The following is a 20,806-nucleotide window of genomic DNA, read 5'->3' on the forward strand; positions in this document are numbered from 1 at the left end:
GACCATGTCGAAGGATGCTGTCGCCCACACGTCCGTCCGGCCTGCCACCCGCGAGAAGCGCGAGCAGATCCTCAAAGCCGCCGTCGAGATCTTCGGCAACAAGGGCTCGACCAATGGCACGCTCGCCGACGTCGCCGAGCAGGTGGGCATCACCCACGCCGGCGTGCTGCACCACTTCGGGTCGAAGCAGAAGCTGCTCCTCGAGGTGCTCGCCTACCGCGACCAGGCCGACGTCGCCGAGCTCGCCGAGAAGCACATCCCCGGCGGACCGGAGCTCTTCCTGCACCTCGTGCGCACCGCGATCGCCAACGAACGGCGCCCCGGAATCGTGCAGGCGTACACCGTGCTGTCGTCGGAGTCCGTCACCGACAATCACCCCGGTCGCGACTACTTCGAAGACCGCTACACGACCCTCCGGCGCGAGGTCACAGACGCGTTCCACCTGCTGTGCGCGCAGGAGGGTGTGACAGAGCCCGACACCGTGGCCACCGCCGCGGCCAGCATCCTCGCCGTGATGGACGGGCTGCAGCTGCAGTGGCTGCTGCACCGCGACGTCTTCGACCTGGGCGAGGCGAGCGAGTTCGCGATCCGCTCGATCGTCAACGGTGTGCTGCACCCCGGACCGGCACTGGAGTCGTACCGCCGCGACTAGGTGCCACGACTAGGCTCGGGGCCATGACGATCGACCTCGAAGCGCTCTACACAGACCTGCACCAGCACCCTGAACTGTCGTTCCAGGAGACGCGCACCGCCGGCATCGCGGCCGGTCACCTGCGGGATCTCGGCCTCGAGGTGCACGAGGGCATCGGCGTCACCGGGGTGGTCGGCATCCTGCGCAACGGCGAAGGTCCGGTCGTCTGGGCGCGCGCCGACATGGATGCACTGCCCGTAGGTGAAGAGACCGGCCTCGCCTATGCCAGCACCGCGACCGGCATCGACCCCGCCGGCAACACCGTGCCCGTCATGCACGCCTGCGGTCACGACATGCACGTCACCGCCATGATCGGTGCGGTCGAGAAGCTCGTCGCCGAGAAGGACGACTGGTCGGGAACCGTGGTCGTGCTGATCCAGCCCGCCGAGGAGTACGGAGCAGGCTCCCGCGCCATGCTCGACGCCGGCCTCCGTGACCTCGTGCCGCACCCCGATGTCGTCCTGGGCCAGCACGTCACTCCCCTGCCCGCCGGCACGATCGGCGTACGCCCAGGCACCCAGATGGCGGCATCCGACGGCCTCACCGTCGTGCTGCACGGACGCGGCGGACACGGCTCGCGGCCGCACTCGACCATCGACCCCGTGGTCATGGCCGCGGCGACCGTCATGCGACTGCAGACCATCGCCTCGCGAGAGGTCGACCCCCGCGACGTCGCCGTGGTCACGGTCGGCTCGATCCACGCGGGTCTGAAGAACAACATCATCCCCGCCGAGGCGAAGCTCGAGCTCAGCCTGCGCTACCCGAACGACGAGATGCGCGACAAGGTGCTCGCGAGCGTCGAGCGCATCGTGCGCGCCGAGGCCGCGGCATCGGGAGCAGAGCGCGAGCCCGAGATCCGCACAGACCACACCCTGCCGCCGACTATCAACGATGCGGATGCCACGGCACGCGTCACGTCGGCGCTGCAGCGCGCGCTCGGTGAGGCGTCGGTGATCGACCCCGGCATGTTCACCGGCAGCGAGGACGTGTCGTGGTTCGCCCGCGACACCGGAGCGCCGCTCGTCTTCTGGTTCTGGGGCGGCGTCGATGCGGCGAAGTTCGCCGCGGCATCGGCGGCCGGGACCCTCGACAAGGACATCCCGACGAACCACTCGCCCTTCTTCGCACCGGAGATCCACCCGACCATCGAGGTCGGCGTCACGGCGCTGTTGGCGGCTGCGCGCGAGTTCCTCGACTGAGGCTGTTCCCTCGCCGTTCACAATTCAGCATGGACGGCCGGAACCGGGCCGCAACCCTGCCCTGAGCCCGTGGAACGCGCGTTCTCTGCTGAATTGTGAACGCGAAGCGGGGCTGACTCAGCCGCCGATGGCGTTCATGCCGCGGGCGGGCTGCAGGAATGACGGGTCGTTGATCGCGTGCCCCGGCAGCTTGCCGTGCACGCAGGAGCGGAGCATGGCGCCGATCCCCTCTGCACGGTGACCCGCATCGGGGGCCTCGTCCCCGCGCAGCACACCGATCAGGTCGTATTCGGCGTTGGAGAACAGGCAGTTGCGCAGCTGACCGTCGGCCGTCAGGCGCAGCCGGTCGCACGCGCCGCAGAAGGGGGCGGTGACCGAGGCGATCACGCCGACCTCGTGCGGGCCGCCATCGATGCGCCACTTCTCGGCCGGTGCTCCGCCGCGTCCGGGAACGGGCTCGAGACTCCACCGCGCGCCGAGCTTCTCGAGGATCTCCTCGCGCGTGACCATAGAGTCGCGATCCCACGTATGCCCGGCGTCGAGCGGCATCTGCTCGATGAAGCGCAGCTGCGCGCCGACCTCCATCGCGAACGCGACCAGGTCAGGCAGCTCATCGTCGTTCACACCGCGCATCGCGACGGTGTTGAGCTTGAGCGGGCGGAGCTCGGATGCCGCCGCTGCCGCGATGCCCTCGAACACGTCGTCGATGCGGTCGCGGCGGGTGAGGTCGGTGAAGCGCTGACGGTCGACCGTGTCGATGCTGATGTTCAGGCGTGTGAGCCCGGCGTCGATCAGCGCGGGCAGGTGCTTCGCGAGCGTGATGCCGTTGGTGGTCATGGCGACCTCGACGGGGCCCTCGTCGCCCTGGATCGCCGAGACGCGGCGAACGACCTCGACGATGTCGGCGCGCAGCAGCGGTTCACCGCCCGTGAGCCGGAAGGTGCGGATGCCGAACGAGGCCGCGACCTGCGCCACCTCGACGATCTCGTCGGTCGACAGGATGCTGGTGCGCGCGAGCCATTCGTTGCCCTGCTCGGGCATGCAGTAGGTGCAGCGCAGCGAGCAGCGGTCGGTCAGCGAGATGCGCAGGTCGCGGTGCACGCGACCGTGCGTGTCGACGAGGCCCTGCGGCGCGGGCGCCGAGTCAGCGGCGATCACGGGGTTCGGCGAGCGCACACCGATCACGACCGGCACGGCCGTCATCGCAGTCTCCCTCTCCCCGACATGTTCCGAGACTACCCGCGCGTTCGGTGTCGGGGCCCGTCTGGCGCGACGACCGGCATATTGCCAGGTCGCGGAGCCGGTCGGCTCGGACGGGACCGCATGGCTGCTGTTCCCCCACCTGGCGGCATTCACGGCCGCATCCGATCAGCCATTCGGGATACCGCCGACACCCGGAGCCGCGGCGAATCAGGCTCGACCGTTCTCCTTCGCGGCTTCGCGCACCGCCGTGTGCTCCAGGTTGGCGAGCAGTTGGAGGCGCTCATGGGTGGCCGAGCCCGGCTCAGCAGAGAAGACGATCATCGAGAGCCCCCGGTCGGACGCGAGGTCCATGGCCTGGAATGTGAGGTCCAGGTCTCCGACCACGGGGTGGTGCACCTTCTTCACCCCCGTGCGGTGCTCCCGCACATCGTGGGCTCCCCACAGCGTACGGAAGAGATCGCTGCGGGTGGAGAGCTCACCGACGAGATCGCTGAGCTTCCGGTCGTACGGCGACCGACCTGCCTCGGCACGGAGCACAGCGACGATCTGACGCGTCTGCGCGTCCCACTCCCGGTAGAAGGACTGGGCGCGTGGATCGAGGAACATGAACCGTGCCGCATTGGCCGGGGGATGCGCGTCATCGAGCATCTCGGAGAACAGCGCCCGACCGAGGGCGTTGGTCGCGACCGCGTCGAGACGACCGTTCTGCACGTAGACGGGAACGGTGGAGATCGCATCGATCGTCTGCCGCAAGCCCGGCGTGAGCTGCTGCGCCCGTACGGGACGACGACGCGGCTGTCGATGCGCTCCGGCGTTCGCCGCCCTGATGAGGTCGTGCAGATGCGCGTGTTCGGCATCGTCGAGCTGCAGGGCCCGGCTGACTCCGTCGATGACCTGCTCCGATACCCCGGCCGCGTTGCCGCGCTCGAGGCGCTTGTAGTACTCGGCACTCATTCCGGCGACGAGGGCGACCTCTTCTCGGCGCAGCCCCGGCACTCGACGACGACCGCCGAAGTCGGGCAGCCCGACTTGCTCGGGGGTGAGCTTGGCACGCCTCGTCGTGAGGAACTCGCTGATGGCGTCGTGGGTCTCCATGCCAACGACGGTACGCCGATCCGCTCGGTCGAGAGGGGTCCTGTCGGTGCACCCATAGCCGGGGCCACGCTAACTCGGGCCGAAGAGCGTTGACTCGAATCATCATCCGACAGAAGGAACAGTCATGAAGAACGCACACCTCGGAAGCCTGGACGTCTCGCGCATCGGCCTCGGCGCCATGACCATGGCGGGCACATACACGACCGGGGGTGGCCTCGACAATGACGAGTCCATCCGCACCATCCACCGCGCCCTCGACCTGGGCGTCACCCACATAGACACCGCCGAGATCTATGGGCCGTACCTCAGCGAGGAGATCGTCGGTCAGGCCATCAGGGGGCGCCGCGATCAGGTGAAGATCGCCACCAAGTTCGGGCTCGTCTCACACTCCGGCGGCGGACCGGGTGTGACCGACAGCAGCCCGAAGAACGTGAAGGCCGCCGTGGAGGGCTCCCTGCGACGCTTGGGCACCGACCACATCGACCTCTACTACCAGCACCGTGTCGACCCGAACACGCCGATCGAAGACACGGCAGCCGCGGTCGCCGACCTGGTCGCCGAAGGCAAGGTACTGCACTTCGGGCTCTCCGAAGCCTCCGCGCAGACGATCCGACGCGCGCACGCCGTGCATCCGGTGTCGGCGCTGCAGACCGAGTACTCGCTGTGGACCCGTGATGTGGAGTCGGAGATCCTGCCGCTGCTGCGCGAACTGGGCATCGGCTTCGTTCCCTACTCGCCGCTCGGACACGGTCTGCTGACCGGTCAGATCCGTTCAGCGGCCGACATCCCCGACGACGACTGGCGCAAGACCAACCCGCGGTTCGTGGGCGAGAACTTCACGCGAAACCTCCACCTCGTCGACGAGGTGCGCGCGATCGGAGCCGAGATCGGCGCGACACCGGCGCAGACCGCCCTGGCGTGGATCCTCACTCGCGGCGACGACATCGCGCCCATCCCCGGCACGCGCCGCGTTGCCCGAATGGAGGAGAACACCGCCGCGGACGCCGTCGAGCTCACCGCCGACCAGGCCGACCGACTGACCGCGCTCGAACCGGCTGCGGGCGCACGGCATGACGACGCGAACATGGCCACGATCGACAGGTGAATCGGCTGTGCGGATGAACCATCGATGCTGGTGGCTTTCCGGCTGACGAGTCCCCGGGTGGCCGACGGAGAGGCCGAATCCGATCAGCCATCCGGGATGCCGTGAGCAATCCGGCGCAGCGGAGGCGGACTCAGGTGACGGCGACGAATCCCACGAGCGCCGGGTCGATGCGCAGCCGCAGCCTGTCCCCGACCGTGAGGCCCCCGGCAGCATCCAGCGACAGGTCGACCGCACCCGCATCGGTGTGCACGCGCACACCTCCCAGCGTGGGCTCGAGGCGCGTCACCACGGCCGTCCACGACTCCGGGCCAGCCTCGGTGACCTGCACATCTCCCGGACGGAACACCGCGGCGAGCGCGGCACCGTCCGCCGCAGCGAGCGCACGCGACGCCGGATCGGCGCTGGTCAGCAGCACATCGCCGCCGCGCCACGCACCCTGGCTCGCGACGCCCACCAGGCGATTGAGCCCGGCGATCGAGGCGACGAAGCCGGATGCCGGGGCGGCGAGCACGTCTCGCACCAGCCCTGACTGGGTGACACGGCCAGACTCGACGACGATCAATCGGTCGGCGAGCGCGACGGCATCCGCCGCATCGTGCGTGACCGCGACGGTGGTGGTCGAGGCGAGCTGGTCGCGCAGCATCCGCCTGATGTCTCCGGCCGTCTCGGGATCGAGGGCCACGAGCGGCTCATCGAGCAGCACGACGCGAGGGGATGCGGCGAGCGCACGGGCGACCGCGACGCGCTGCTGCTCGCCTCCGGACAGCTCGTGCGGCATCCGCTCTCCCGAGCCCGGGAGCCCGACCCGTGCGAGCCAGTCGTCAGCGCCTGCGCGGGCAGCACGATTCTCGATGCCCGCAGCGCGCGGACCGAAGGCGACGTTCTCGCCGACCGAGAGATGGGGGAACAGCCTCGGCTTCTGCCCGAGCAGCACGACACCTCGGCGCATCGGCTCCGTGCGCACTCGTGGCTTGGCGACACGATCGACGACGCGCCCCTCGACCGCGATCTCTCCGGCATCGAGCGACTGGAGTCCGGCGATCGCCTGCAGCAAGGTCGACTTTCCCGCACCGCTCGGGCCCATCACGGCCACTGTCGCGCCAGCGGGCACCTGCAGCGACACGTCGACGACGAAGTGCTCACGCTGCACGACGACGTGGGCGCGAAGACCCTCCGCGCTGGTCATCGCGCAGCCCCCGGCCGCCAGCCACGCACGAGCAGCAGCACGATGATCGCGGTGGCGAGCAGCAGCAGCGCCAACGCGACGGCGGCCCCCTGCGTCACTCCCGCACCGTTGAACGCGGTGTAGATCGCGAGCGGCATGGTCTGTGTGACCCCGGGGCGATTGCCGGCGAAGAGCGCAGTGGCTCCGAACTCGCCGATGGCCCGGGCGAAGCACAGCACCACTCCGGCGACGATGCCGGGCGCGGCGAGCGGCAGCGTGATGCGGCGGAGGATCGTCCAGCGTCCGGCGCCGAGAGCCGCCGCCGTGCGCTCGTACTCGACCCCGGAGGTGCGCACGGCACCCTCGACCGCCAGCACCAGGAACGGCAGCGCCACGAAGGTCTGCGCGAGGATGACCGCCGGAGTGCTGAACGAGAGGCCGAGGCCGCCGAACCACCCCGCTCGTCCGAACAGATAGAGCAGCGCGACGCCGCCGACCATGGGCGGCAGCACGAGCGGAACGGTGACGGCGGCCCTCAGCACGGCGGCGAGACGAGGGCCGGAACGGGCGATCGTCAGAGCCAGCGGCACTCCGATCACGATGCAGAGCACGGTGGCGATGAGACCTGTGCCGAGCGAGAGCAGCAGCGCCGAGCGTGCGGCCTCCGACGTCACGTCGGCGATGAACGTCGACCACTCGACGCGGGCGACGAGAGCCGCGAGCGGCAGGATGAGGAACGCCAAGCCGATCAGAGCCGGGATCGCCAACGTGCGTGGAGCGTATCCGTGCGAGACCGCGGCGCTCACGGCGCCCCGAAACCGTGGTCGGCGAGGATCCGCTGGCCCTCGTCCGAGAGCACGAAGGCGACGAACTCCTCAGCCCCCGCCGAGTTCGATGCCTCGGACAACGCTGCGATCGGATAGTGGTTGACGACCTCGTCGGCACCGTCGGGCACGATCGCCTCGACATCGTCGCGGCCGACCACGTCGGTCGCGTAGACGAGCCCGGCGTCCGCCTCCCCTGCTGCGACCTTGGTGAGCACCGCTGTGACGTTCTGCTCGAGGCTCGCCGCATCGACTTCGACTCCGGCAGACGACAGCAGGGTCGTGGATGCCGCGCCGCACGGCACCTCGGGCGCGCAGAGCACCGTCGTGACGTCGGCCAGGTCATCGAGGGTCTCCACCCCGCCGGGGTTGCCCGCAGGAACGGCGATCACCAACGTGTTGGAGGCGAACAGGGTGGGGTCGACCGCAGCATCCTCGAGCTTGCGCATGTTGGCCTCGTCTGCAGAGGCGAACACATCGGCGGGGGCACCCTCGAGCAGCTGGGTGACCAGCGTCGACGAGCCGTCGTACACGCCGGTGAACCGCACCTCGGGATTCTCCTGCTCGAACGCATCGCCGATCTCGTCGAAGGCGCCGGACAGCGACGCGGCAGCGTACACCGTGAGCTCGCCGCTCACCGCGCCCCCGGACGCCCCCTCAGTGCCAGCGGGTGTCGGCGACTCGACGGCACACCCGGTCAGCACGAGGGCGGCGGCAGCCAGTGCGATCGCGACGGTTCGGCGCGGTGTGCGGCGCATGTCAGGCCTTCGGCACTTCGACGACGACCTGCGTCGCCTTGACGGATGCCGTGGCCAGAGAACCCACCTCGAGGTGCAGATCGCGTGCCGCCTCGGCCGACATGAGGGAGACGACGCGATGCGGACCGGACTGCAGGTCGACCTGGGCCATCAGCCCGTCGATCTGCACACGGGTCACGATGCCGACGAAGCGGTTGCGGGCGCTCGAGTGGGCGTCGCTGGATTCGTGCGCCTCATCGGCCAGCTCGACTGCCCGCGCTGCGAGGGCATCGCCGGGGATCTCGGCGGGCACTGCATCGGTCGTCGGCAGCAGGCCCTGATCGACCCAGCGCCGCACGGTGTCATCGCTCACGCCGAGCAGCTGCGCGGCCCGGGCGATTCGAAAGGTCTGCATGCGTGAACATTACCGCGAATGCGGATGCTGCGGGCCTAATCGACCGCATATGCGGAGCGCGACACCCTGGCGCGCTCTCGTCCGCTCTCCGACGACGACGAATCTGTCTGAGTTCACCGCGACGTCGCACGCCGGGCATAGCCTGGTGCCATGCAGCCGCTCGTCGCACCCGCACCCGCCCTCGATCCGGCGGAGCTCGTTCGCACCGCCCGGCACGCCGTGCTCGCCGGCATCGGCGAGGAGGGGCAGCGTCGCCTGGCGGCGGCCCACGTCGCGGTCGTCGGTGCCGGCGGCGTCGGCTCCCCCGTGCTGCTCGCGCTGGCAGCCGCCGGCATCGGCACCATCACCGTGATCGACGACGACGTGGTCGAACTGACGAATCTGCAGCGCCAGCTCGCGCACCGCGTCGAAGACATCGGCCGCCCCAAGACCGCCTCCGCCGCCCGCGCGATCACGGCCCTGTCGCCCGACGCCGACGTGCTGCTCGCCACTGAGCGACTCGACTCCGAGAATGCCGAGCGCCTGTTCGCCGGCGCCGACATCGTGGTCGACACGAGCGACTCCTTCGACACCCGCCGCGACGTCGCGGCCGCGACCGAGGCCCTCGGCATCCCTCTCGTCTGGGGAGCCGTGCAGGAGTGGCACGCGCAGGCCACCGTGTTCTGGTCGAACCCGCCCGAGAGCGATCCGGTCGTGCTGACCGACCTCTTCCCACTCGGCACCGAGGGCGAGCCGCCGAGCTGCGCGCAAGTGGGCGTGCTGGGTGCGCTGTGCGTGCAGGTCGGAGGGATGCTGGCGACCGAGGTCGTGAAGCTCATCACCGGCGCGGGCGAGCCGCTGCTCGGACGCCTCGCCATGATCGACGCCCTCACCTCGAGGCAGCACGAGATCGCGATCCGCCCGGCGGTGTCGGCATGAGCGCCGCAGGAGGCGGCCGCCGATCGGTCGAGGAGCAGCTCGCTCGCGTGCTCGACGCCGTGCGCACCCTGCCCGGTGAGACGCGGGCGATCCGCGACGCCGCCCATCGCACCCTCGCCGAGCCGGCGACGGCAGCCCACGACATCCCCCTCTTCGACAACTCCGCGATGGACGGCTTCGCGGTGCGAGCGGCCGATGTCGCCGCGGCATCCGAGGAGAACCCCGTGGTGCTGCGGGTCGTCGCAGACCTGCCCGCCGGGGTGTCGGACGACCCGCCGCTCGCGGCAGGCGAGGCCGCGCGCATCATGACCGGCTCCCCTGCCCCGACCGCGGCGGATGCGATCGTGCCCTTCGAGGACACTGCGGGAGGCCTCGCTGACTCTCTGGGCGAGGTGCGGGTGCTGTGCGCGCCGGCCGCCGCCGGAGCCTTCATCCGTCGCCGCGGCGCGGACCTGAGATCCGGGGATGCAGTGGTGCACGCGGGCGAACGTCTGGGCGCCTTCCAGCTCTCCGCAGCCGTCGCCGCCGGGGTCGAGAGTGTGACCGTGACCCGGGCGCCGCGGGTGGCCGTCGTCTCGACCGGCAGCGAACTGCTCGAACCTGGCGAGACTGCGGCCCGCGGCCGCATCCCCGATTCCAACGGCCCCCTGCTCGAGCTGCTCGTCGCGGATGCCGACGCCGAGGTCGTGCTCGTCGCCCGTGTGGCCGATGACGCCGAGGCCGTGCGCACCGTCACGGCGACGGCGGTCGAGCGCGGTGCCGACGTGATCGTGTTCACGGGCGGTGTGAGCGCCGGTGCCTACGAGCCCGTCCGCGGTGCGTTCGACGGCCGCGGCGAGGTCGAGTTCGCGAGCGTCGCGATGCAGCCGGGCAAGCCGCAGGCGTTCGGTGTGCTCGACACCGGCACCCTCGTGTTCGGACTGCCTGGCAACCCGGTGAGCGTCGCTGTGTCGTTCGAGGTCTTCGTGCGGCCGGCGCTGCTCGCGCTGCAGGGTCGCACCGAGATCCATCGCCCCCGCGCATCCTTCACCGCAGATGCGTCATGGACGCCCCCTCCCGGCCGCCGTCAGTACCTCCCCGCGGTCGTTGACCTCGCGAACCGCACAGTGCGCCCGGCGACCGCCGGCGGCTCGGGCTCGCACCTCGCCGGAGGTCTCGCCAGAGCGCGTGCATTCGCGATCGTGCCCGCAGAGGTCGAGGCCGTCGCCGTGGGCGATGCGATCGATGTCATGCTGGTCGAATGAGCTTCACGCACCTCGACTCGGCCGGCCATGCCCACATGGTCGATGTGACCGGCAAGCAGCCGACCGTCCGCACCGCCACCGCGCGCGGCTTCGTGCGCTGCAGCACCGACGTGATCGCCGCGCTGCGTGACGGCACCGCTCCCAAGGGCGACGTGCTGGCGGTCGCCCGCATCGCCGGCATCCAGGCCGCCAAGTCGACGCCGACCCTGCTGCCGCTCGCTCACGTGATCGGCGTGCACCGCGCCAACATCGAGCTCGACATCGTCGACGACGGCGTGCACGTCGAGGCGACCGTCGGCACCGCCGACCGCACGGGCGTCGAGATGGAGGCGCTCACGGCCGTGTCGGTGAGCGCTCTGGCGATCGTCGACATGATCAAGGGCCTCGACCGGTCTGTGGTCATCGAAGACGTGCGCATCGTCGCGAAGTCGGGCGGACGCTCGGGCGACTGGGTGCGCGAGGGAGAATCGCGATGACCCGCGTGCGCTACTTCGCCGCCGCAGCCGAGGCGGCAGGCGTCGATGCGGAAGAACGGCACGAGACGTCGCTCGAAGCCCTGCGCGCCGCGGTCGTGGCGGAGCATCCGGCTCTCGTCGACATCCTGCCGCGGTGCGCGGTCATGGTCGACGGCGTGCGCAGCGACGACGACCGGCCGCTCGACGACGCCCAGCTGATCGACGTGCTGCCGCCCTTCGCAGGCGGGTGACGGCCGCGGCTCAGCCGCCGATGCCCTTCCACGACGTGGAGCCGTCGGACTCGACCTGACGCTTCCACACGGGCAGCGACGTCTTGATGTCCTCGATCACCGCGCGGCACACCTCGAAGGCCTCGGCGCGGTGCTCGGCGGCGACCGCGATCACGACGGCTGCATCACCCACATCGAGTCGACCGATGCGGTGGCTCACGGCCACCACCACTCTCGCGTCGCCGACGGCATCCGCCGCAGCCTCTTCGGCGATGCGTCGCAGCGTCGACTCGGCATCGGGGTGCGAGCTGTATTCGAGGCCGACCACCGCCGTCGTCGCATCGGGGTCGTTGTCGCGCACGCGACCGATGAACGTCGTGACCCCACCCAGGGCGGGATCATCGACCGCGGCGAGATGTGCGTCGACGTCGAGACGCTCTTCGGAGATCGCAGCGATCCGCACCTCGTTCACGAGTGGTCACCGCCCGCGACCTGGTCGACCACGTGTCTCGCGACGGTCAGCACGACGGGAACCCCGGATGCCACGGCACGCGGGGATCCGGGAAGATTCACCACGAGGACTCCGGCGGGGTCGACGATGCCGGCGACTCCGCGAGACAGCACCGACAGCGGAGTGTCGGCGAGACCGCTGCGGCGCAGCTCCTCGGCGAGGCCCGGCACCTCACGGGTGATCGCCCGACGGGTGCCCTCCGGGGTCTCGTCGCGCGGGCCGACGCCAGTGCCCCCGGTGGTCACGATCAGTTTCACGCCGCGCGCGACCGCCCGGCGCAGCGCGTCAGCGACCGACGAGGCACCATCGGCGATGACCTCGGCATCGGGGCAGTGCCACCCGGCATCTCTCAGCAGGCCGACCGCGATGGCGCCGCCCCGATCTTCTCGTTCACCCGCGAAGGATCGGTCGGAGACGGTGATCACACAGGCGGGGAGCGACGTCATGGCTCCCACACTAGGGCGAGATCCGGCAGGACGCGCCGGCATCACGCGACGCGGATGAGCGAGCGCTGCCAGCCCGACGAACCGTTCGGCGCGATCGGCGCACGCTCTTCGATCTGCATGTCGCCGTTCTTGTTGATCGCCCGTACGGCCACATAGTGCGTTCCGGGGGTGGCATCCCACTCCATGAACCACTGCACCCAGGTGTTCTCGTTGATCGGAGCAGAGAGCGTCGCCGGCATCCATTCGCCCTCATCGATGCGCACCTCGACGCGCTCGATGCCGACCGTCTGCGCCCAGGCGACACCCGCGATCGGGATGCGCCCGGCGTCGACCGCCTGGCCCACCTTGGGGGTGTCGACGCGCGAGGCGAACTTGATCGGTGCCTCGGCGCTGTATCCGCGAGGTGTCCAGTAGGCCTCATCCTTGTCGAAGGTCGTGACCTTCAGCTCGGTGAGCCACTTCGTCGCCGACACGTAGCCATACAGGCCGGGCACGACCATGCGCACCGGGAAGCCGTGCTCGAGGGGCAGCGGCTCGCCGTTCATGCCCACCGCCAGGATCGCGTCGATGTTGTCGTCGGTCAGCGACGACAGAGGCGTGCTCGCCGTGTAGCCGTCGACGCTCTTCGAGAGCACCATGTCGGCACCCGACTTCACGCCGGCCTTCTTCAGCACATCGCGCAGCGGCACACCGAGCCACTTCGCGTTGCCGACGAGGTCGCCGCCGACCTCGTTCGAGACGCAGGTGAGGGTGATCGCATACTCGTCGAGTCCCATGTCGAGGATGTCCTGGAAGCTCATCTCGACCCGCTGATCGACCATGCCGTCGATCACCAGACGCCAGGTGCTGGGGTCGATCGTGGGCACGGTCAGTGCGGTGTCGACGCGGTAGAAGTCCTTGTTGGGAGTGAAGAGCGTGCTGAGGCCGGGGATGTCGAGCTCGGCGCCCTTCGGCACGGTGACGGTCGACTTCGGCGCGGGCAGCTTGAGCGCGTCGCGGATCGTCGCGACGGAGGCGACGGTCATGCTCACGGCACGCGAGGCGATGCCGACGACGACGGCTGAGGCGCTGGCGATGCCCGCGAGGACGAAGAACTGACGGCGCCCCATCGCCTTCGGGGGCTGCTCGACATCCTGGCCCACCGTCTCGCGATCGGTCACGGCGAGACCCTCGCCCTTGCGGTCGGTCATCGCGACGGGAACGGCCGACGCCTTCCACGTTTTCAGACGGCGGATCAGGAGGACGATCAGGATCGACCCTGCGATGGTGCCGAGCACGGGAGGCAGGAAGGCGAGGGCCGTGACACCGGCCCTGGTCACGATCGCGGCGGTGGAGAGCGCGCCCGCGACCGCCAGGGCGATCACGCCGAGCGGGGGACGGAGCAGCTGCAGGATTCCGGCGATCGCCGACGCGATCACCACCGCGAGACCGAGACCGACCAGCAGCGCGATCTTGTCGTACTCGCCGAAGGTCGCGATCGCGAACTCCTTGAACGGCTGGGGCACGATGTCGATCACGAACCCGCCGACCGCGAGGATCGGACTCGCTGAGCGCGCGAAGATCAGCGCGAACAGCTCGGCGGTGGCGAGGAAGACGGCCCCGCTGATCACACCCGAGAGTGCGGCCCAGAAGATGAATCGTCTGCCTGTGCTGCGCTGAGTGTCTTTGCTGCGCTGTGCCATGGTCTGCTCCTTCGCACCGCCGACGGTGTGGTCAGCGTTTGTTCGGAGCGGAGACGCGAACGGATGGGCGCGCGGGAGCTGTCGCTAGAGGCGGCGCGCGGTGATGGTGTCGCGGTCCTGCAGCTGACGCAGGGTGCGCAGGCATCGGGAGCACAGGATCTCGACGCGACGAGGGTGGTTCTCGCCGCAGACGCAGTCGACGGTCACGCGCCATTTGGCCTTGCGGCCGCAGGCGGCGTACGCCTCGTCGTCACCGTGGTCGCACTCGCAGAGCTGGCGTCCGCGATCGTCGAGACCGGGGAGCTCAACGAGGGTTCGCTCGACGTCGGAGACCGGAGGCTGCTGCGTTTTCACCACCTGCCGATGTTCCCAGGGGTGCGCGGCTGCGCGCAACACGGTAGCGCGGGCACCACACCGCGGTACTCGCGTGCGCCGCCGTGCACGATTCAGCACGAAAGCCGCGCGAACGGCCAGAACACCCCCAGAACCGGCCCATTCGATGCGCTCATGCTGAATTGTGAACGAACCGCCTGCGCACCCATCGCGCGGGCGGCGGGTCAGACCTGCACGACGTGCGGCGGGGGCGGCGGCGCGAGCTGGCGCTGCGGCACCCCGTGTGCCTCGCGGTGCAGGCGCTCCATGCGGCTGTCGAGCTCGGCTGCGGCCTCGGCCGCGTCGGTCAGGCTCTCGACGAGGTGCGAGGGCACCTGATTCGAGAACTTGTAATAGATCTTGTGCTCGAGGCTGGCCCAGAAGTCCATCGCGATCGTGCGGAACTGCACCTCGACCGGCACTGACAGAGCTCCGGTCGACAGGAACACCGGCACCTCGATGATGGCGTGCAGGCTCTTGTATCCGTTGTCCTTGGGGTTCGCGATGTAGTCCTTGACCGTGACGACGGTCACGTCGTCCTGAGCAGTCAGCAGGTCGAACAGGCGATACACGTCGGCGACGAAGCTGCAGGTCACACGCACGCCCGCGATGTCGGTGATCTCCGAGCGGATGCGCGCGAAGTCCGGCTCGGCGATCCCCTTGCGGGCGATCTTCTCGACGATGCTGTCGGGAGTCTTCAACCGGCTTTTCACGTGCTCGATCGGGTTGTAGGCGTGATGGTGGGTGAACTCGTCGCGCAGGATCCCGATCTTCGTCTCGACCTCCCGCATGCCGAACTCGTACTCGCGCAGAAAGCGCTGGAACTCGTCGCGGAGCTCCCGAGTCTGCTGGATCGCGTCGTCGGTGACCTGAAGAGACGTCATGCCTTCGACGTTATCCGTCCGTGATCGGAAGTGGCTGTGCATCTTCGATGGAGTCGTGAACCTTGACGATGTCGGAGGCCGGGTCTAGAACGGAGGACATGACCAGCGCAGGAGAGAAGTGGACCGAGGCGTACGTCGAGGCCTGGAAGTCGAACGATCCCCAGCAGATCTCCGCGCTCTTCAGTGAAGACGCGATCTACCTCACCAGCCCGGACGCCGAGCCGCGCGTCGGCCGGGCGGACATCGTCGCCGGCTGGCTCGACGACCTGGACGAACCGGGAACGTGGTCGTTCGACTGGTGGATCGTGCGCGAAGACGACGAGTTCGTCGTGGTCGAGGGGCGCACGAAGTATCCGGCGGAGCGCGACTACGTGAACCTCTGGATCGTCCGGCTGGATGCGGAGGGGCGGGCGACCGCCTTCACCGAGTGGTACATGCCCCGCCCTCATCAGGATTGACCTGACGGGTCTCGACAGTGGCCCGTGAGGATTCCGTTAGGGACGCTCGAGCACCCGTAGGGATTCCGTGAGGAACGCGTGAGGAAGCCGTTTGCGGGCGTAATGTCGCCCGACGTGTCAGAAGAAACCCGCGGCAACACCGACGCTCCTCCTCGCGTGAAGCGCATCCTGATCGGCGACCCGCTGACGAGTGCGCAGGTCGACGATCAGCTGCTCCCCAAGAAGATGGCGTTGCCGATCTTCGCATCGGATGCGCTGAGCTCGGTCGCCTATGCGCCGCAGGAGCTGGTGATGATCCTGCTCATCGGCGGGCTCACCTTCCTGTCGTTCACGCCGATCGTCGCGGTGGCGGTGGTGGTGCTGCTGATCGTCGTGGTGCTCAGCTACCGGCAGCTCATCAAGGCCTACCCATCGGGTGGCGGCGACTACGAGGTCGCCTCGAAGAACCTCGGCGAGATCCCCGGCGTCATCGTGGCGGCGGCCCTGCTGGTCGACTACGTGCTGACGGTCGCCGTGTCGGTCGCTTCCGGTGTCGACAACATCATCTCGGCCGTGCCCGGGCTCGATCCCCTGCGGGTCGAGCTCGCGGTCGGATTCGTGATCCTCATCATCATCGTGAACCTGCGCGGGGTGCGCGAGGCGTCGCTCGTCTTCGCCATCCCCACCTACGTGTTCATCGGCTCGGTGGGCTTCATGATCGTGACGGGACTCATCCGCACGTTCCTCGGCGATGCACCGGTGGCGTCGAGCGCCGAGTTCGCCGTGCACTCCGAAGACCTCGGGCAGGCTGCGGTCATCCTCCTGATTCTGCGCGCGTTCTCGAGCGGATGCTCGGCCCTCACCGGCGTCGAGGCGGTGTCGAACGGCGTGCCCGCCTTCCGCACGCCCAAGGTGCGCAACGCGCAGACCACGCTCGTGCTGATGGGCTCGATCGCGGCCTGCCTCTTCGCCGGTCTCACCGCACTCGCGCTGATCACCGGGGTGCACTACGCCGAGAACCCCTGCGACCTGATCGGCTTCGACTGCTCGAACCCGCAGCCGAGCCTGATGGCGCAGATCGCCTCGGCGACGTTCGGCGGCGGCAGCATCCTGTTCTTCATCATTCAGGCCGCGACGGCGTGCGTGCTGCTGCTGGCGGCCAACACCGCCTTCAACGGCTTCCCGCTGCTCGGCTCGGTACTGGCCCGCGACGGATACGCGCCCAAGGCGCTGAACACCCGCGGTGACCGCCTGGTGTTCTCGAACGGCATGATCGTGCTCGGCATCGCCGCGATCGCGGTGCTGGTGGTGTTCCAGGCGAAGCTCACCACGCTGATCCAGCTGTACATCATCGGCGTCTTCGTGTCGTTCTCGCTCGGGCAGATCGGCATGGTGCGTCACTGGAGGCGCATCCTGCGCGGACCGGCCGAGAAGACGTCAGGATCGGGAATCGACGGCGCCTCGGCATCCGATCGCCGCTCGGCGAGGATCGGCCTGGTCATCAACTCGGTGGGCGCCGCAATGACCGTCGCCGTGCTGCTGATCGTGACGATCACGAAGTTCACGCACGGCGCGTACCTGGTGTTCTTCGCGATCCCGGTGTTGGCGTTCCTGATGATGGGCGTGAAGCGGTACTACCGCGACGTCGAGCACGAGATCGCGATCGACGACACGACGAAGTTCGGCGCGACGGGCGACCTGGCGATCGTGCTCGTCAACCGTCTGCAGAAGCCCGTCATCAAGGCCATCGACTATGCGGTCGCCGCGAAGCACGGCAAGACGCTGGCGGTGCACGTCGCCGTGGCATCCGACGATGCCGCGCAGCTGCAGAAGGAATGGGCCGACCACCTCGTGCCGATCCCCCTGGTGATCGTCGAGTCGCCGTTCCGGTCCTTCGCTCAGCCGGTGACCCAGTTCATCACGCAGTACCGCGAGAAGCACGGCTCGTCGGTGGTCACGGTCTACCTGCCGCAGTACATCGTGGGGCACTGGTGGGAGACATTCCTCCACAACCGGCGCTCGCGTCGTCTCGCCAACCAGCTGATGCTCGTGCACGGGGTGTCGATCACGCTCGTGCCGTGGCTGCTCGACTCGTCCGAGCTGATCTATGGACGGCGCTCGCGTCCCCTGCCCGGGCAGGAGCGTGCGGGGCGTCCGGTCGTCGTGAGCGGGCGTCGCGCGCACCGGCCCGAAGGTCCGCCCGAGAGCTGACGCTGCTCAGGATGCGGCGAGCACACCCCCGAGGATTCTTGCCGCCTCCGGGAAACGCGACGGGTCGGCGTGGGCGTAGTTGAGGCGCACATACGACCCGGAGGGCTCGGCGGGGAACCACTCGGACCCGGGAGAGATGATGAGGCCGCGCGCCTCGCATGCGCGAACGATTGCGACGACATCGGTGCCCTCCGGAAGCCGCGCCCAGAGGTTGAGGCCGCCGGTCGGCACCGTCTCGACGATCGCCGTCGGCGCGTGCTCGGCGAGGCTCGAAAGCAGCAGATCCCGTCGCGCCCGCAACTGTTCTCTGAATCCACGGAGGTGAGTCCGCCAGGCCGGTTGGGTCACGACGTCGAGCGCTGCGGCCTGCAGCACCCCGCTCACGTACATCGACTCGGCGGCGCGGTCGGCGAGGATGCGTTCGCGAGCCGGGCCGCGGGCGATCAGCGCTGCGATCCGCAGCGACGGTGAGACGCTCTTGGTCAGCGAGCGGAGATAGACGACATGGCCGTCATCGTCCATCGCCGCGATCGGCCGCGGATCGCCATCGATGGCCAGATCGTGCGCCCAGTCGTCTTCGATGAGGAAGGCCCCGTGTCGACGCACGCTTTCGAGCACGGCGAGGCCCGTCGCCGCCGGCCACCTGGCGCCGGTCGGGTTCGCGAATGTGGGTTGCGCGTAGAACGCGCGAGCCCCGGTCTCGGCGAAGGCTCGCTCGACGGCATCCGGATCCGGACCGTGGGGGCCCGACGGGATCGGCACCAGGACCACCCCTGCCTGCTCAGCAGCGAGCAGCGCACCCCAGTAGGTGGGGGACTCGATCAGCAGCGGCTGGCCGGCGCCGACCACAGCTCGGAAGATCGAGCTCAGCCCGCTCTGACTGCCCGCGATGACGAGTGCATCCCTCGCGGATGCTGGAGCGACGTCTGCCGGTGCGGATGCCGCGAGCTCGGCGGCGAACCATGCCTGGAGTTCGGGCAGCCCGGCGGCGGGTGAACGGGTGAGCGCCGAGGAGGTGCGCGCCGCGCGGGTGATCGCCTGGCGGACGAGACGTTCGGGAAGCAGCTCGACGGCGGGGTACCCCGAGTGCATGCCGATCGCATCGGGGGCGACGGTGCGCTGCGTCGAGGTGAGACCGGCGAGTCGGGCGGGAGGCGCCCCGAGGGCGGACGTCTGCCAGCCGTAGTCCGCAGCGCGAGGTGGTCGCTGTGCCCGCACGAACGTGCCTGATCCGGGCCTCGACTCGACCAGCCCCAGTCGCGCCAGGTGCGCCATGGCCTTCTGCACCGTGACGGGGCTCGCACCGTACTCTGCGACGAGGGCGCGATTCGACGGCACGCGGGCGCCCGGCGGAGCCGACGCGATCCACCGGCGGAGGCCGGCCACGATCCGGTCACTGCTATCCTGACTCATGAAACAACAGAGTAGCGTTATCGTCCGCCCACGTGCGCCGCTATCCTCGAGTCCCGGACTCTGGTGGGGACTCCTCGGCGTCACCGCCTTCTCGTTCACTCTCCCTCTCACCCGCATCGCGGTCGGCGGCCTCTCGCCGCTGTTCATCGGATCCGGCCGCGCGGTCGTCGCCGCAGCACTCGCCGCCCTGGCGCTGGCGGTGACACGTCAGCATCCGCCGACCACGGCGCAGTGGTGGCGCCTCGCGATCGTCGCCGGCGGCGTGGTCGCGGGGTTCCCCCTGCTGACGTCGTTCGCCATGACCGCTGCGCCTGCGAGCCACGGCGCCGTGGTGATCGGCCTGCTGCCCGCAGCGACAGCCGTGATGGTGGTGCTGCGCACCCGCGAGCGCCCCGGACGAGCGTTCTGGTGGTTCGCTGCTGTGGGTGCCGCCGCGGCGGTCGTCTTCGCCTCGCTGCAGAACGGCGGCCTGGGCGAACTCCATTGGGCCGATCTGCTGTTGTTCGGCGCGGTGCTCGCGGCGGCCATCGGGTACGCCGAGGGCGGGTTGCTGGCGCGGGAACTCGGATCGTGGCAGACCGTGTCCTGGGCGCTGGTGCTCGCGGCGCCGCTGATGCTCGCGCTCACGCTGGGATCGGCGCTCACCCACCCGCCATCCGCCTCGCCGGTGCAGTGGCTCGCCTTCGCGTACCTCGCCGTGGTCAGCATGTTCCTCGGATTCTTCGCCTGGTACCGCGGGCTCGCGATCGGGCCCATGGCCCAGGTCAGCCAGATCCAGCTGGTCCAGCCCGTGATGAGCATCGCCTGGGCCGCGCTGCTTCTTCACGAGCAGATCGGCTGGCCCACCGCACTGGGTGGCATAGCCGTCATCCTGTGCGCCGCGCTCGCCGTGCGCACCCGACTGATCCATCCCCGACCCACCACTCACCCCCTGAACGAGGAGTTCTGATGCGCCACACACCCCGCTACCTGATGACCGACCCACTCGAGGTGAAGCGCCTCATCCGCGGCAACCCGTGGGCCACGTTCGTGTCGCCCGCGAGCACCGGACTGGTCGCCTCGCACTATCCCGCCCTGCTGATCGAAGACGAGCACGAGATCGTGATCGCGAGTCACTTCGGCCGACCCGACGAGCAGCTGCACGAGCTGGGAGACCACGAGATCCTCGTGATCATCCAGGGCCCCCACGACTACGTGTCGCCCAGTCTCTACGCGCCGGGAGACCTGGTGCCGACCTGGAACCACGTCACCGCCCACCTCTACGGCACACCCGAGATCCTCAGCGAGGAGAAGAACTACGCCATGCTCGCGCAGCTCACCGACCACTTCGAGAAGGGCACGCCGCACGGGCGCAGCCTGTCGGAGGACGAGGCCGGCACGCGTCGCGCGGCGAAGGGCACCGTGGGCCTGAGAATGCGCGTCGACCGCTTCGATGCGCGCGCCAAGCTGAGCCAGAACAAGTCTCCCGAGGTGCGAGACAACATCACGGGGCATTACGAGCGGACGAACGCGGCGCTCGCGGCCGAGATGCGCCGCGTCGCGGATCAGACGGCTCAATAGGCTGGGGCG

At 69.3% G+C, this 20,806-nt stretch carries 23 protein-coding genes; 11 read left to right on the plus strand and 12 right to left on the minus strand.

The features are described from left to right. Positions 1-4 precede the first annotated feature (4 nt). Positions 5-652, plus strand: coding sequence for a TetR/AcrR family transcriptional regulator (locus OB895_RS09710; RefSeq protein WP_079112120.1), 648 nt, complete (start codon positions 5-7; stop codon positions 650-652). A 23-nt stretch (positions 653-675) separates the two neighbouring features. Then, a complete protein-coding gene (locus OB895_RS09715; RefSeq protein ID WP_079112119.1) occupies positions 676-1,890 on the plus strand; it encodes an amidohydrolase in 1,215 nt (404 codons plus the stop codon). A 117-nt stretch (positions 1,891-2,007) separates the two neighbouring features. On the opposite strand, the gene moaA is transcribed toward OB895_RS09715, so the two are convergent. Together moaA and OB895_RS09725 are read right to left on the minus strand one after the other, a co-directional pair. After that, complete coding sequence (moaA, locus tag OB895_RS09720) at positions 2,008-3,093, minus strand: GTP 3',8-cyclase MoaA (RefSeq protein ID WP_079112118.1); 1,086 nt, start codon at positions 3,091-3,093, stop codon at positions 2,008-2,010. A gap of 207 nt (positions 3,094-3,300) precedes the next feature. Next, positions 3,301-4,188, minus strand: coding sequence for a helix-turn-helix transcriptional regulator (locus OB895_RS09725; RefSeq protein WP_079112117.1), 888 nt, complete (start codon positions 4,186-4,188; stop codon positions 3,301-3,303). 124 nt (positions 4,189-4,312) lie between these two features. On the opposite strand from OB895_RS09725, the gene OB895_RS09730 reads away from it, so the two are divergent. Then, positions 4,313-5,293, plus strand: a complete 981-nt coding sequence (locus OB895_RS09730) for an aldo/keto reductase (RefSeq protein WP_079112116.1) — start codon at positions 4,313-4,315, stop codon at positions 5,291-5,293. Positions 5,294-5,423: 130 nt separating this feature from the next. Here OB895_RS09730 and OB895_RS09735 read toward each other — a convergent pair whose 3' ends face one another. The 4 genes from OB895_RS09735 to OB895_RS09750 are packed head-to-tail and all read right to left on the minus strand — an operon-like array spanning position 5,424 to position 8,434. Next, positions 5,424-6,479 (minus strand): sulfate/molybdate ABC transporter ATP-binding protein, encoded by a 1,056-nt coding sequence (locus tag OB895_RS09735; protein ID WP_194285996.1) that lies wholly within the window; start codon positions 6,477-6,479, stop codon positions 5,424-5,426. Then, positions 6,476-7,264 carry a molybdate ABC transporter permease subunit gene (modB, locus tag OB895_RS09740; RefSeq protein WP_079112115.1) on the minus strand — a complete coding sequence of 263 codons (789 nt, stop codon included), beginning with the start codon at positions 7,262-7,264 and terminating at the stop codon, positions 6,476-6,478. The genes OB895_RS09735 and modB overlap by 4 nt, the downstream gene beginning before the upstream one ends. Then, entirely contained in the window at positions 7,261-8,040 is a 780-nt protein-coding gene (gene modA, locus OB895_RS09745; protein WP_079112114.1) for a molybdate ABC transporter substrate-binding protein, read from the minus strand. The genes modB and modA overlap by 4 nt, the downstream gene beginning before the upstream one ends. Before the next feature lies 1 nt (position 8,041). Beyond that, on the minus strand, positions 8,042-8,434 hold the full coding sequence (locus tag OB895_RS09750) for a TOBE domain-containing protein (protein ID WP_042538120.1): 393 nt from the start codon (positions 8,432-8,434) through the stop codon (positions 8,042-8,044). 150 nt (positions 8,435-8,584) lie between these two features. Between OB895_RS09750 and OB895_RS09755 the strand changes: the two genes are divergently transcribed. The 4 genes from OB895_RS09755 to OB895_RS09770 are packed head-to-tail and all read left to right on the plus strand — an operon-like array spanning position 8,585 to position 11,302. Next, positions 8,585-9,352 carry a HesA/MoeB/ThiF family protein gene (locus OB895_RS09755; RefSeq protein WP_153302121.1) on the plus strand — a complete coding sequence of 256 codons (768 nt, stop codon included), beginning with the start codon at positions 8,585-8,587 and terminating at the stop codon, positions 9,350-9,352. After that, a complete protein-coding gene (locus tag OB895_RS09760) occupies positions 9,349-10,596 on the plus strand; it encodes a molybdopterin molybdotransferase MoeA (protein ID WP_079112113.1) in 1,248 nt (415 codons plus the stop codon). Before OB895_RS09755 ends, OB895_RS09760 begins: the two co-directional genes overlap by 4 nt. Next, a complete protein-coding gene (gene moaC, locus OB895_RS09765; RefSeq protein ID WP_079112112.1) occupies positions 10,593-11,072 on the plus strand; it encodes a cyclic pyranopterin monophosphate synthase MoaC in 480 nt (159 codons plus the stop codon). Before OB895_RS09760 ends, moaC begins: the two co-directional genes overlap by 4 nt. Next, complete coding sequence (locus OB895_RS09770) at positions 11,069-11,302, plus strand: MoaD/ThiS family protein (protein ID WP_042538128.1); 234 nt, start codon at positions 11,069-11,071, stop codon at positions 11,300-11,302. The genes moaC and OB895_RS09770 overlap by 4 nt, the downstream gene beginning before the upstream one ends. Before the next feature lie 10 nt (positions 11,303-11,312). On the opposite strand, the gene OB895_RS09775 is transcribed toward OB895_RS09770, so the two are convergent. The 5 genes from OB895_RS09775 to OB895_RS09795 form a co-directional block, all read right to left on the minus strand. Beyond that, complete coding sequence (locus OB895_RS09775; RefSeq protein ID WP_042538130.1) at positions 11,313-11,753, minus strand: molybdenum cofactor biosynthesis protein MoaE; 441 nt, start codon at positions 11,751-11,753, stop codon at positions 11,313-11,315. Next, the gene (locus tag OB895_RS09780; RefSeq protein WP_079112111.1) at positions 11,750-12,238 is read right to left on the minus strand and encodes a MogA/MoaB family molybdenum cofactor biosynthesis protein; all 489 of its coding nucleotides are present in this window, start codon (positions 12,236-12,238) and stop codon (positions 11,750-11,752) included. The genes OB895_RS09775 and OB895_RS09780 overlap by 4 nt, the downstream gene beginning before the upstream one ends. A gap of 41 nt (positions 12,239-12,279) precedes the next feature. Beyond that, positions 12,280-13,920, minus strand: a complete 1,641-nt coding sequence (locus OB895_RS09785; protein ID WP_079112110.1) for a molybdopterin-dependent oxidoreductase — start codon at positions 13,918-13,920, stop codon at positions 12,280-12,282. Positions 13,921-14,004: 84 nt separating this feature from the next. Continuing rightward, positions 14,005-14,277, minus strand: coding sequence for a hypothetical protein (locus OB895_RS09790; RefSeq protein WP_056375416.1), 273 nt, complete (start codon positions 14,275-14,277; stop codon positions 14,005-14,007). A 200-nt stretch (positions 14,278-14,477) separates the two neighbouring features. Beyond that, positions 14,478-15,176: a GTP pyrophosphokinase gene (locus tag OB895_RS09795; RefSeq protein ID WP_042538139.1), complete on the minus strand. Its 699-nt coding sequence runs from the start codon at positions 15,174-15,176 to the stop codon at positions 14,478-14,480. A gap of 98 nt (positions 15,177-15,274) precedes the next feature. Here OB895_RS09795 and OB895_RS09800 point away from each other — a divergent pair, with 98 nt between their 5' ends. Together OB895_RS09800 and OB895_RS09805 are read left to right on the plus strand one after the other, a co-directional pair. After that, entirely contained in the window at positions 15,275-15,634 is a 360-nt protein-coding gene (locus tag OB895_RS09800) for a nuclear transport factor 2 family protein (RefSeq protein ID WP_079112109.1), read from the plus strand. Positions 15,635-15,736: 102 nt separating this feature from the next. Further along, positions 15,737-17,824, plus strand: coding sequence for an APC family permease (locus tag OB895_RS09805; protein WP_056375414.1), 2,088 nt, complete (start codon positions 15,737-15,739; stop codon positions 17,822-17,824). Between the two features lie 6 nt (positions 17,825-17,830). Here OB895_RS09805 and OB895_RS09810 read toward each other — a convergent pair whose 3' ends face one another. Then, a complete protein-coding gene (locus OB895_RS09810; protein ID WP_079112108.1) occupies positions 17,831-19,237 on the minus strand; it encodes an aminotransferase-like domain-containing protein in 1,407 nt (468 codons plus the stop codon). Here OB895_RS09810 and OB895_RS09815 point away from each other — a divergent pair. Together OB895_RS09815 and OB895_RS09820 are read left to right on the plus strand one after the other, a co-directional pair. Further along, entirely contained in the window at positions 19,236-20,186 is a 951-nt protein-coding gene (locus tag OB895_RS09815) for a DMT family transporter (RefSeq protein WP_079112107.1), read from the plus strand. The two genes, OB895_RS09810 and OB895_RS09815, sit on opposite strands and share 2 nt — an antisense overlap. Then, positions 20,186-20,797 (plus strand): FMN-binding negative transcriptional regulator, encoded by a 612-nt coding sequence (locus OB895_RS09820; protein WP_079112106.1) that lies wholly within the window; start codon positions 20,186-20,188, stop codon positions 20,795-20,797. Before OB895_RS09815 ends, OB895_RS09820 begins: the two co-directional genes overlap by 1 nt. The last annotated feature ends 9 nt before the right edge of the window (positions 20,798-20,806 follow it).

The sequence above is a fragment of the Microbacterium forte genome (genome assembly GCF_031885415.1).
In the GTDB taxonomy this organism is placed as follows: Bacteria; Actinomycetota; Actinomycetes; order Actinomycetales; family Microbacteriaceae; genus Microbacterium; species Microbacterium forte.